This is a genomic window from Burkholderia sp. GbtcB21 (genome assembly GCF_019091065.1).
GTDB lineage: Bacteria > Pseudomonadota > Gammaproteobacteria > Burkholderiales > Burkholderiaceae > Burkholderia > Burkholderia pyrrocinia_C.
Map to the genome: position 1 here is coordinate 168,598 of NZ_JAGXKA010000012.1, position 12,169 is coordinate 180,766.

Here is a 12,169-nt window from a genome sequence, read left to right on the forward strand (position 1 = left end):
GACCGTGTCGGGCCGCGCCGCGCGACCGAAGCGGTTTACAATCGTCTGCATTGGGCCGCACCAGCGTTGCCTCGCTGCGCGCCCCCGTTCGACAGGATGCCAACGATGCCAACGACCCAAGCGAATCCCCCGGTTCCTCGCCAGCGGCGCGTGCAGTGTGCGAGCGCTGCCGGCCTTCATCACGTCGCCTACACCGAATGGGGCGACCCCGCCAACCCGCGCGTGCTGGTCTGCGTGCATGGCCTGACCCGTTCCGGGCGCGATTTCGACAGGCTCGCCGCCGCGCTGTCCGATACCTATCGCGTCGTTTGCCCCGATGTCGTCGGGCGCGGCCGGTCCGGCTGGCTCGCCGATCCGCGGCTCTATGCGATCCCGCAATACGTGGCCGACATGGTGACGCTGATCGCGCGGCTCGACGTCGAATCGGTCGACTGGTTCGGCACGTCGATGGGCGGCCTGATCGGCATCGCGTTCGCGGGCCTGCCCGGTTCGCCGCTGCGGCGGATGATCGTCAACGACGTCGGCCCGCGCATCGAGCCCGATTCGCTGACGCGCATCGGCGAGTATCTCGGCGTGCAGCCGCGCTTTGCGACCGAACAGGAGGGTGTCGACTATCTGACGTCGTTGTCGCTGCCGTTCGGCGCGCTGACCGCCGACGAGTGGCGCGAGCTCAACGGGCCGCTGCTGCGCGAACTGCCCGAAGGCGGCTGGACGATGCGCTACGATCCGCGCATCGCCGAGCCGTTCAAGGCGACGACGCCCGAACTGGCCGCGCTCGGCGAGGCCGCACTGTGGCACGCCATCGAGACGACGGACGCGGCGCTGCTCGTCGTGCGCGGCGAGACGTCCGACCTGCTGTCGCGCGAGACGGTGGCCGACATGGTGCGTCGCGGCCGGCATGTGACGCAGGTCGAGATTCCGGGTGCGGGTCACGCGCCGGCGTTCATCGGCGCCGACCAGATTGCGCTCGCGCGGCGGTTTTTCGTCGAAGGCGACGCATAAACGCGTCATAATATGCGGTTCGGCGGCACGCGGGCCGTGCCGTCGTCCGATTCTTCACCCACTCAAGACCGGAACATTCCATGGCAGTCATTCGTCATCACGTCGGGGCCCGTCTCTCCGAAACCGCGATCCACAACGGTACCGTGTATCTGGCCGGCCAGATCGCCGAAGACACCGCGCAGGACATCAGGGGCCAGACGCGCGAAGTGCTCGGCCACATCGACCGCCTGCTCGCCGAAGCGAACAGCGACAAGGCGCATCTGCTGTCGGTGCAGATCTACATCTCGGATCTGGCGAACTTCGAAGGCATGAATGCGGAGTGGGACGCATGGGTCGCGCAGGGCAACACGCCGCCGCGCGCCACCGTCGAGGCGAAGCTCGCGGATCCGGCGCTGCTCGTCGAGATCGTGGTCGTCGCCGCGCAGCGGAGCTGAGCCGCGCTGAGTTGAGCATTAACCGACGATGACCGCATTCCGTCAGGCCGTGCAATGACCGAGTCCGTTTCCACTTCCCCCGTCGCGGCACCGTCGTTCGACGACGTGCTCGCGTTCGTGCGCGAGCGGGCCGGCGACGCACGGCTGTCGTCCGGCGAACTGCTCGCCGATCACTCGGCGGGCACGGCGTCGATCATGCGCACGCTGAACGTCGATCCGTCCGCGATGCAGGCCGCCGCACTGTTCGTACTGACGCCGCACCTGAACGACCCGGAGCGCGAGCTCACCGAACGTTTCGGCGACGAAGTGGCGCGGCTCGTGTCGGACGTGCGCAAGCTGTTGCGGCTCGGCACCGTCAGCCTGCGCGCCGCGCAGAACGCGGTGCCCGACGCCGGGCGCGACGCGGCGGAAGAGCGGCGCACGCAGATCGAGGCGCTGCGCAAGATGCTGCTCGCGTTTGCGCAGGACATCCGCGTGGTGCTGATCCGGCTCGCGTCGCGGTTGCAGTCGCTGCGCTACTACGCGGCCGCGAAGATCGACCCGCCGCCCGACGTCGCGCGCGAGACGCTCGAGATCTATGCGCCGCTCGCGAACCGCCTCGGGATCTGGCAACTGAAGTGGGAGCTCGAGGATCTCGCGTTCCGCTTCGAGGATCCCGTCACCTACAAGCGGATCGCGAAGCTGCTCGACGAGAAGCGCATCGAACGCGAGGCGTACGTCACGCAGGCGATCGGTCGGCTGCAGCACGAGCTGGCGGACGCGCACATCCAGGCCGACGTGAGCGGCCGGCCGAAGCATATCTACAGCATCTGGCGCAAGATGCGCGGCAAGGAGCTCGATTTCGCCGAGCTGTACGACGTGCGCGCGTTTCGCGTGATCGTGCCCGACATCAAGGATTGCTACGCGGTGCTCGGCATCGTGCATCACCTGTGGCAGCCGGTACCGAAGGAGTTCGACGACTACATCTCGCGGCCGAAGCCGAACGGCTACAAGTCGCTGCATACGGTCGTGATCGGCGACGACGGCCGTGCGTTCGAAGTGCAGATCCGCACGCAGGAGATGCACCGCTTCGCGGAGTACGGCGTTGCCGCGCACTGGCGCTACAAGGAGGCCGGCGCGCGCGGCTACGGCGGCCAGTTCTCGGCGAGCGACAAGTACGACGAGAAGATCGCGTGGCTGCGTCAGTTGCTCGCATGGAAGGACGATGTCGAGGACGGCCCGGGGGTATCGGGCGACCAGGCGTGGGCGCAATTGCGCGAGACGTCGCTCGACGACGATCACATCTACGTGCTGACGCCGCAGGCGCGCGTGATCGCGCTGCCGCAGGGCGCGACGCCGGTCGATTTCGCGTACCACCTGCACAGCGAGCTCGGTCATCGTTGCCGCGGCGCGCGCGTCGACGGCGTGATGGTGCCGCTGAACACGCCGCTCGCGAACGGCCAGACGGTCGAGATCGTCGCGGTGAAGGAGGGCGGGCCGTCGCGCGACTGGCTGAACCTGCAGCTCGGTTACCTGAAGAGCTCGCGCGCGCGCCAGAAGGTGCGGGCGTGGTTCAACTCGATCGAGCAGGAAGAAAATGTTGCGCATGGCCGGGCGCTCGTCGAAAAGACGCTGCAGCGCGAGGGCAAGACGTCGGTCAACCTGGACAACCTCGCCGCGAAGCTCGGCTTCAAGTCGCCCGAGGAGTTGTTCTCGGTCGTCGGCAAGGAAGAATTCAGCCTGCGCAATGTCGAGCACGCGCTGTCCGATGCGCCGCCGCCTGAACCTGCGCCCGAGGCGCCTGCCGATTTCGAAAAGCGCAGCAGCGGCGCGAGCGTTGCGCACGGTGCGTCGACCGGCGTGCTGGTGGTGGGCGTCGACGCGCTGCTGACCCAGCTCGCGCGTTGCTGCCGGCCGGCACCGCCCGATCCGATCAGCGGCTTCGTCACGCGCGGCAAGGGGATGTCGATCCATCGGAGCGACTGCCCGACGTTTCGCCGGATGGTCGAGCGCGCGCCGGAACGCGTGCTGCAGACGACCTGGTCAGCCGACGTGCTGGGCGGGCGCGGCGCATCCGTCTATCCGGTCGACCTGATGATCGAGGCGAGCGACCGGCAAGGATTGTTGCGCGACATCTCCGAAGTGTTCGCACGCGAAAAGATCAACGTGGTGGGCGTGAAGACGCAGAGTCGCCGCAATGCGGCATTCATGCAGTTCACGGTCGAGGTGTCGAACTCGGCGCAAGTCCAGCGCGCCTGTACGCTGCTCGGTGAGGTGCAGGGCGTGGTGCGGGCCGGTCGCAAGGCATGATGGGGTTGGAGCACCGTTATTTTGCTGCGACCGCATAAAAACGCTTGCCAAACCGATAGCAGCTCCATATAATTTCAGCTTCTCTAGGCTCGTAGCTCAGCTGGTTAGAGCACCACCTTGACATGGTGGGGGTCGTTGGTTCGAGTCCAATCGAGCCTACCAACGAATTGAGAATGCCCGGTCTCCGGGTGTTCGATGCAGTAAATAGCTCAACGCGAACAAGGCGAATACGGTTATGACACCGCGAACGTTGACCGAAACCACTTCGGAGCGACGCTAGTCGAGGAACGTTTTCGCCCTTTCAGTTTGAGTGAAGTATCGAATGCGGCCCCTCGAAAGCGGGGCCGCATTTTTTTTGTCGCGAAAATTCCGCGCGTGACTTTTACATCGCGTGCCTGGTCTGCCGCCCACTGTCGGCATCACGGAGATTGGTATGGTTTCGATACGCTTGCCTGACGGCTCAGTTCGACAATACGAGCATCCGGTGACAGTTGCCGAGGTTGCAGCCTCGATCGGTCCCGGCCTTGCGAAGGCTGCGCTTGGTGGCAAGCTCGACGGCGAACTCGTCGATACGTCCACGGTGATCGACCGCGACGCGTCGCTCGCCATCGTCACGGACAAGGATGCCGACGGCCTCGACATCATCCGTCACTCGACGGCGCACTTGCTCGCATACGCGGTGAAGGACCTGTATCCGGATGCGCAGGTGACGATCGGCCCCGTGATCGACAACGGCTTCTATTACGACTTCTCGTATAACCGTCCGTTTACGCCGGAAGATCTGGAAAAGATCGAAAAGCGCATGCAGGAACTCGTGAAGAAGGACGAGCCCGTGACGCGCCGTGTCGTGTCGCGCGACGAGGCCGCGGGTTATTTCCGCAGTCTCGGCGAGAAGTACAAGGCCGAGATCATCGAGTCGATTCCGCAGAGCGACGAAATCAAGCTGTATTCGCACGGCGGCTTCACCGATCTGTGCCGCGGACCGCACGTGCCGTCGACCGGCAAGCTGAAGGTCTTCAAGCTGATGAAGGTCGCGGGCGCGTACTGGCGCGGCGATTCGAAGAACGAGCAGCTGCAGCGCATCTACGGCACGGCCTGGACCAAGAAGGAAGACCAGGATCAGTATCTGCACATGCTCGAGGAAGCGGAAAAGCGCGACCACCGCAAGCTCGGCAAGCAGCTCGATCTGTTCCACATGCAGGAAGAGTCGCCGGGCATGGTGTTCTGGCATCCGAAGGGCTGGGCGCTGTGGCAGCAGGTCGAGCAGTACATGCGCCGCCGCGTGAACGAAGCCGGCTACCTCGAGATCAAGACGCCGATGATCATGGACCGCTCGCTGTGGGAAGCGTCGGGCCACTGGCAGAACTATCGCGAGAACATGTTCACGACGGAGTCGGAGAAGCGCGACTACGCGATCAAGCCGATGAACTGTCCGGGGCACGTCCAGGTGTTCAAGCACGGCCTGCGTTCGTACCGCGACCTGCCGTTGCGTTACGCGGAATTCGGCTCGTGCCACCGCAACGAGGCGTCGGGCGCGCTGCACGGCCTGATGCGCGTGCGCGGCTTCGTGCAGGACGATGCGCACATCTTCTGTACGGAAGACCAGATCATTGCCGAGTCGATCGCGTTCAACAAGCTCGCGATGAGCGTGTACGGCGATTTCGGCTTCGACCACATCGACATCAAGCTGTCGCTGCGTCCGGAGCAGCGCATGGGTTCCGACGAAACGTGGGATCGTGCCGAGCAGGGCCTGCGTGAAGCGCTGACGGCGTGCGGCCTCCAGTGGGAAGAGCTGCCGGGCGAAGGTGCGTTCTACGGTCCGAAGATCGAGTACCACATCAAGGACGCGCTCGGCCGTTCGTGGCAGTGCGGCACGCTGCAGCTCGACATGATGCTGCCGGAACGCCTCGGCGCCGAGTACGTGGCGGAAGACAACAGCCGTCGCCGGCCCGTGATGCTGCACCGTGCGATCGTCGGTTCGATGGAGCGATTCCTCGGCATTTTGATCGAGCACCACGCTGGTGCGATGCCGGTCTGGCTCGCGCCGATGCAGGCTGTTGTGCTCAATATCGCCGAAAGTCAGGTCGAATATGCGCAATCTCTGGCCCAATCGTTGCAAAAACAAGGGGTTAGAGTGACGGCGGATTTGCGCAACGAGAAGATTAGCTATAAAATACGCGAGCACACGCTGGAAAAGGTGCCTTATCTCCTCGTCGTGGGCGATAAGGAGCGTGATGCGCAAACGGTAGCCGTGCGTGCCCGTGGCGGCGTCGATCTTGGCGTGATGCCGGTCGATGCCTTCGTTGAGCGTCTGCAGGAAGACCTGCGCTCGTTCAAGTAACCACCCTGGCAGCGCGGCTCGTTTTTTTAATTTTTAGAGGAAACGTAACATCGCTACTGATAAGTCGTCGCATCGCATCAACGGTGAAATCACTGCGCCGGAAGTGCGTCTGGTCGGGATCGAGAACGAACCGCTCGGTATCGTAAAACTCGCTGATGCTTTCCGTAAATCGGAAGAACTGGATGTTGACCTGGTGGAAATCGCGCCGCAAGCGGTTCCCCCGGTTTGCCGTCTGATGGATTACGGCAAGTTCAAGTACCAGGAATCGAAGAAGCAGCACGAAGCGAAGCTGAAGCAGAAGGTCATCCAGGTCAAGGAAGTCAAGTTCCGCCCGGGTACCGATGACGGGGATTACAACGTCAAGCTCCGCAATCTCGTGCGCTTCCTCGAAGAGGGCGACAAGACGAAGATCACGTTGCGTTTCCGCGGTCGCGAAATGGCTCACCAGGAAATCGGTATGCGGATGCTTGAGCGTCTGCGCACAGATCTCGAGGAAGTCGGCCAGGTCGAGCAGATGCCGAAGATGGAAGGGCGCCAGATGATCATGGTGCTCTCGCCGAAGAAAAAGAAGTAACGGGCTCGCGCGCTTCGCGCGCAGGTTCGGAAGTGGTTCGGCGCGTTGCCCGGTCAGGGCGGCGCGCCAACAATGACGGCGGCTGCGCAAGCGGTACGCCGTACACAAGTGGACTGGGTTTCGAAGGGCGGGTCAAGGGCGCAAGCCAACCGCACACCCATCGCCATCTAATAAACTGGAGTTGTTCGTCATGCCTAAGATGAAGACCAAGAAGAGCGCTGCAAAGCGCTTCGTGGTGCGTCCGGGCGGTACCGTCAAGCGCGGTCAAGCCTTCAAGCGCCACATCCTGACCAAGAAAACCACGAAGAACAAGCGCCATCTGCGCGGCGCAACGGCAGTTCATGATTCCGATCTGAACTCCGTCCGCGCGATGCTCCCGTTCGCGTAACCCCTCAATCGATACTCTAAGGAGAGAAACATGCCTCGAGTCAAACGTGGGGTAACCGCACGGGCCCGCCACAAGAAGATCATCAACCTGGCCAAGGGTTATCGCGGCCGCCGCAATAACGTCTACCGCATCGCCAAGCAGGCGGTGATGCGCGCTGGTCAGTACGCGTACCGCGATCGCCGCAACAAGAAGCGTGTGTTCCGCGCACTGTGGATCACGCGTATCAACGCGGCAGTTCGCCAGCACGACATGACCTACAGCGTGTTCATCAACGGCCTGAAGAAGGCGTCGATCGAACTCGACCGTAAGGTGCTGGCCGACATGGCGGTGTTCGACAAGGCTGCTTTTGCTGCGATCGTCAAGCAGGTGAAAGCCGCCGTTGCAGCCTAATTGCGAAATTAGCACTGCGTGGTTAGTTGCAGCGATGATCCGGTAGTCTCGGCCGCTGCAGCGAAAACGGGGCTCTTCCGAGCCCCTTTTTTTATCGGCCCTCGCTGGGCCGCCCCAAGAGGGCCGATCGCCCCCTCGGGGGGCAGCGAAAGAAGAGAGCGTGGGGGCCGTTTTTTGTTGGTGGGCGATTTCGCTCGCCAAGACCGAATGACGTTGGAAATGATGGGATCTATGGATCTGGACCAGATTGTCGCCGACGCGCAGCAGTCCTTCGAACAGGCTGCCGACATCACCACGCTCGAAAACGAGAAAGCACGATTTCTCGGCAAGTCGGGTGCGCTGACCGAGTTGCTGAAGGGCCTCGGCAAGCTCGATCCCGAAGCACGCAAGACCGAAGGCGCACGCATCAACGTCGTGAAGCAGCAGGTCGAAGCCGCGCTGACCGCACGTCGCCAGGCGCTGGCCGACGCGCTGTTGAACCAGCGCCTCGCCGCCGAGGCGATCGACGTGACGTTGCCGGGCCGCGGCGCCGGTGCAGGCAGCCTGCACCCCGTGATGCGCACGTGGGAGCGCGTCGAACAGATTTTCCGCTCGATCGGTTTCGACGTGGCCGACGGTCCCGAAATCGAGACCGACTGGTACAACTTCACGTCGCTGAACAGCCCGGAGAACCATCCGGCGCGTTCGATGCAGGACACCTTCTACGTCGAAGGCAAGGACGCCGACGGCCGCCAGCTGCTGCTGCGCACGCACACGAGCCCGATGCAGGTGCGTTACGCGCGCATGAACCGTCCGCCGATCAAGGTGATCGCGCCGGGACGCACGTATCGCGTCGACAGCGATGCGACCCACTCGCCGATGTTCAATCAGGTCGAGGGGCTGTGGATCGACGAGAACATCAGTTTCGCCGACCTCAAGGGCGTCTATACCGACTTCCTGAAAAAATTCTTCGAGCGCGACGACATCCTCGTGCGCTTCCGTCCGTCGTATTTCCCGTTCACGGAACCGTCGGCCGAAATCGACATGATGTTCGAGCAAGGCAAGAACGCCGGCAAATGGCTCGAGATCTCCGGCTCGGGGCAGGTGCATCCGACCGTGATTCGCAACATGGGCCTCGATCCCGAGCGCTACATCGGCTTCGCGTTCGGCAGCGGCCTCGAGCGCCTGACGATGCTGCGCTACGGCGTCCAGGATCTCCGGCTGTTCTTCGAGAACGACCTGCGTTTCCTGCGCCAGTTCGCATAACGCCGCTCGCCGCGCCGACCTGTGCCCGCGCACGCCCCGACGGACGATCCGATGGGGCCCCGGGCGTCGATCTAACCTGTTTCGAACGTAGACATCCATGCAATTCCCTGAATCCTGGTTGAGAACCTTTGTCGACCCGCAGCTCACGACCGACGAACTGTCGCACGCGCTGACGATGGCGGGGCTCGAAGTCGAATCGCTGAGCAAGGCTGCGCCGCCGACGTCGAAGATCGTCGTCGGCCGCGTGCTCGAAGTCGTCAAGCATCCGGATGCGGACAAGCTCAATGTCTGCCAGGTCGACGCCGGCACCGGCGCGACGCTGAACATCGTCTGCGGCGCGCCGAACGTGGCGCCCGGCATCAAGGTGCCGGTCGCGCTGGTCGGCGCGGAACTGCCGCCGGCGGAAGAGGGCGGCAAGCCGTTCGCGATCAAGCTGTCGAAGCTGCGCGGCGTGGAGAGCCAGGGGATGCTGTGCTCGGCGCGCGAGCTGAAGTTGTCCGAGGATCACAGCGGCCTGCTGATCCTGCCGGAAGACACGCCGGTCGGTCAGGACATCCGCGAGACGCTCAATCTCGACGATACGATCTTCGAAATCAAGCTGACGCCGAACAAGGCCGACTGCCTGTCCGTGTTCGGCATCGCGCGCGAGACGGCTGCGATCACCGGCGCGCCGCTGACGCCGGTCGACATCCGCCCGGTGCGCGTCGAGCTCGACGAAACGCTGCCGGTGCGCATTGCCGCCCCGGATCTGTGCGGCCGCTTCTCGGGTCGCGTGATCCGCGGCGTGAACGCGCATGCGAAGACGCCGCAGTGGATGGTCGAGCGCCTCGAGCGTTCGGGCCAGCGCAGCGTGTCCGCGCTCGTCGACATCTCGAACTACGTGATGTTCGAGCTCGGCCGCCCGTCGCACGTGTTCGATCTCGACAAGATCCACGGTGGCATCGAGGTGCGCTGGGGCAAGCGCGGCGAATCGCTGAAGCTGCTCAATGGCAATACGGTCGAACTCGACGAAACGGTCGGCGTGATTTCGGACGACCGCCAGGTCGAAAGCCTGGCCGGCATCATGGGCGGCGACAGCACGGCCGTCACGCTCGACACGACCAACATCTACCTGGAAGCCGCGTTCTGGTGGCCGGACAGCATCCGCGGCCGTGCGCGCAAGTACAACTTCTCGACCGATGCGGCGCATCGCTTCGAGCGCGGTGTCGATTACGCGACGACCGTCGAGCACGTCGAGCGCATCACGCAGCTGATTCTCGAGATCTGCGGCGGCAAGGCCGGCCCGGTCGACGATCAGTCCGTGAACCTGCCGCAGCGCGCGCCGGTGAAGATGCGCGTGTCGCGCGCGAACCGCATCATCGGCGTGAAGATCGGCGCCGACGAGATCGCCAGCATCTTCACGCGCCTCGGCCTGCCGTTCGAGCGTGAAGACGACGCGTTCCTCGTTACGCCGCCGTCGCACCGCTTCGACATCGAGATCGAGGAAGACCTGATCGAGGAAGTGGCGCGTATCTACGGCTTCGAGAAGATCCCCGCGCGTCCGCCGGTCGCGACGAGCGAAATGCGTGCGACCAACGAAACGCGGCGCTCGATTCACGACATCCGTCACGCACTCGCCGCGCGCGACTATGCGGAAACCGTCAACTTCAGCTTCGTCGATGCGGAGTGGGAGCACGATTTCGCCGGCAACGACAACCCGATCCGGCTGCTGAACCCGATCGCGAGCCAGCTTTCGGTGATGCGCACGACGTTGTTCGGTAGCCTGATCGCCGTGCTGCGTCACAACCTGAACCGGCGTGCCGATCGCGTGCGCGTGTTCGAGTCGGGCCGCGTGTTCCTCGCCGATTCGTCGGTGAAGGCCGGCGAGCTGGCCGTCGAAGGTCATGCGCAGCCGAAGCGTGTCGGCGCGCTTGCGTACGGTCCGGCACTCGACGAGCAGTGGGGCGCAGCGACCCGCGCAGTCGATTTCTTCGACGTGAAGGGCGATCTGGAGGCGCTGCTCGCGCCCGCGGCCGCACGTTTCGTGAAGGCAGAGCATCCGGCCCTCCATCCGGGCCGCAGCGCGCGCATCGAGGTCGATGGCCGCGCGGTCGGCTGGATCGGCGAGCTGCACCCGCGCCTGATGCAGAAGTACGAGCTGCCGCACGCGCCGGTGATGTTCGAGATCGATGCGGACGCGCTGATTACGCGTGCGCTGCCCGCGCCGACCGACGTGTCGAAATTCCCGCCGGTACGTCGCGATATCGCCGTTGTCGTCGATCAGGCGGTCGAGGTTCAGGCACTTTTCGACGAAATGAAGAAGGCGCTTGCCGAAGAAGCCTGCCGATTCGTTCAGAAGGTTGTACTCTTCGACGAATTTCGTGCAAAATCAAATACTTCCGGTGGTCTTGCCGCGCACGAGAAGAGCCTTGCCTTCCGCGTGACGCTGCAGGACGCGGCTGGCACGCTACAGGACGAGGTCGTCGATCAGGCGATCCAGACGCTGGTCGAGCGGATGGCTCGTGCCGGTGCGCGCCTGCGCGGCTAAGGAGAGGGCCCGCCCGCTTGCGGGCGGCTTTTTCCCATCGTAAGTTTTGATTCAACGCGCTGTATGGCAGATATGAACGACATGACCTCGAGTGAATTCGAAGCCCTCCTGACGGCGCAACGCAGCGCCATGAACCGCGACGCTTCGGCGCCGGCGTCCGCCGAGACGCCCACGCTGACGAAGGCGGAACTGGCGGAGCTGCTGTTCGACAGCGTCGGGCTGAACAAGCGTGAAGCGAAGGACATGGTCGAGGCGTTTTTCGAGGTGATCCGCGACGCGCTTGAAAACGGCGAAAGCGTCAAGCTGTCGGGGTTCGGCAATTTCCAGCTGCGCGACAAGCCGCAGCGTCCGGGCCGCAATCCGAAGACGGGCGAGGCGATTCCGATCGCGGCCCGCCGGGTGGTAACCTTCCACGCGAGCCAGAAGCTGAAGGCGCTGGTCGAAAACGGCGCGGAGTAAGCCCCGCGCGCTGACGTCTCCGCGCGGCCGCCGCGCACCCTTTACCGACGGTTAACCGACGATGACCACCACGGTTGAGAAAGTCGTTTTGCCTCCGATTCCCGCGAAGCGCTACTTCACGATCGGCGAAGTCAGCGAACTGTGCGGGGTCAAGCCGCATGTGCTGCGTTATTGGGAACAGGAATTCACTCAGTTGCGGCCGGTGAAGCGGCGCGGCAATCGTCGGTATTACCAGCATCACGAAGTGCTGCTGATCCGGCGGATTCGCGAGTTGCTGTACGAGCAGGGATTCACGATCAACGGTGCACGCAATCGGCTCGATTCGCCGAGCGGCGGGCGGGCTGCGGCGGAACCGGTCGAATCCGCCGAGGAGCAGGCCACCGACGCGCGTGTGCCCGGCAAGCCGGGCGCAACCGTCGACGTCATCGCGTTGCGGCAGGCGCTGCTCGACGTGATCGACGGACTGAAGCACGACTGAAGCGCGAAGTACGAAGGACGAAATGAAAAGCCCGGTTGGCGA

The 12,169-nt window shown here is 63.9% G+C and carries 11 protein-coding genes and 1 tRNA gene; all 12 read left to right on the forward strand.

Annotated features, from left to right (window positions below; genetic code table 11):
• Nucleotides 1–105 precede the first annotated feature (105 nt).
• The 12 genes from KVT39_RS24970 (at nucleotide 106) to KVT39_RS25025 (ending at nucleotide 12,127) form a co-directional block, all read left to right on the forward strand.
• Nucleotides 106–1,002 carry an alpha/beta fold hydrolase gene (locus tag KVT39_RS24970; RefSeq protein WP_217590439.1) on the forward strand — a complete coding sequence of 299 codons (897 nt, stop codon included), beginning with the start codon at nucleotides 106–108 and terminating at the stop codon, nucleotides 1,000–1,002.
• Nucleotides 1,003–1,082: 80 nt separating this feature from the next.
• On the forward strand, nucleotides 1,083–1,436 hold the full coding sequence (locus tag KVT39_RS24975) for a RidA family protein (RefSeq protein ID WP_034184009.1): 354 nt from the start codon (nucleotides 1,083–1,085) through the stop codon (nucleotides 1,434–1,436).
• A gap of 54 nt (nucleotides 1,437–1,490) precedes the next feature.
• A complete protein-coding gene (locus KVT39_RS24980) occupies nucleotides 1,491–3,725 on the forward strand; it encodes a bifunctional (p)ppGpp synthetase/guanosine-3',5'-bis(diphosphate) 3'-pyrophosphohydrolase (RefSeq protein WP_034184010.1) in 2,235 nt (744 codons plus the stop codon).
• 85 nt (nucleotides 3,726–3,810) lie between these two features.
• Nucleotides 3,811–3,887, forward strand: a tRNA-Val gene (locus KVT39_RS24985).
• Nucleotides 3,888–4,158: 271 nt separating this feature from the next.
• Nucleotides 4,159–6,066, forward strand: a complete 1,908-nt coding sequence (gene thrS, locus KVT39_RS24990) for a threonine--tRNA ligase (protein ID WP_105390704.1) — start codon at nucleotides 4,159–4,161, stop codon at nucleotides 6,064–6,066.
• A 49-nt stretch (nucleotides 6,067–6,115) separates the two neighbouring features.
• Nucleotides 6,116–6,640, forward strand: a complete 525-nt coding sequence (gene infC / locus KVT39_RS24995) for a translation initiation factor IF-3 (RefSeq protein ID WP_071734130.1) — start codon at nucleotides 6,116–6,118, stop codon at nucleotides 6,638–6,640.
• 190 nt (nucleotides 6,641–6,830) lie between these two features.
• On the forward strand, nucleotides 6,831–7,028 hold the full coding sequence (gene rpmI / locus KVT39_RS25000; RefSeq protein ID WP_004191477.1) for a 50S ribosomal protein L35: 198 nt from the start codon (nucleotides 6,831–6,833) through the stop codon (nucleotides 7,026–7,028).
• Between the two features lie 30 nt (nucleotides 7,029–7,058).
• Entirely contained in the window at nucleotides 7,059–7,418 is a 360-nt protein-coding gene (gene rplT / locus KVT39_RS25005) for a 50S ribosomal protein L20 (protein ID WP_004192938.1), read from the forward strand.
• Nucleotides 7,419–7,649: 231 nt separating this feature from the next.
• Nucleotides 7,650–8,663, forward strand: coding sequence for a phenylalanine--tRNA ligase subunit alpha (gene pheS, locus KVT39_RS25010; protein ID WP_034184012.1), 1,014 nt, complete (start codon nucleotides 7,650–7,652; stop codon nucleotides 8,661–8,663).
• Between the two features lie 97 nt (nucleotides 8,664–8,760).
• Nucleotides 8,761–11,190, forward strand: a complete 2,430-nt coding sequence (gene pheT, locus KVT39_RS25015) for a phenylalanine--tRNA ligase subunit beta (protein ID WP_217590440.1) — start codon at nucleotides 8,761–8,763, stop codon at nucleotides 11,188–11,190.
• A 72-nt stretch (nucleotides 11,191–11,262) separates the two neighbouring features.
• The gene (locus tag KVT39_RS25020) at nucleotides 11,263–11,649 is read left to right on the forward strand and encodes an integration host factor subunit alpha (RefSeq protein WP_040144036.1); all 387 of its coding nucleotides are present in this window, start codon (nucleotides 11,263–11,265) and stop codon (nucleotides 11,647–11,649) included.
• A 61-nt stretch (nucleotides 11,650–11,710) separates the two neighbouring features.
• Entirely contained in the window at nucleotides 11,711–12,127 is a 417-nt protein-coding gene (locus tag KVT39_RS25025; RefSeq protein WP_175749329.1) for a MerR family transcriptional regulator, read from the forward strand.
• Nucleotides 12,128–12,169: the final 42 nt, after the last annotated feature.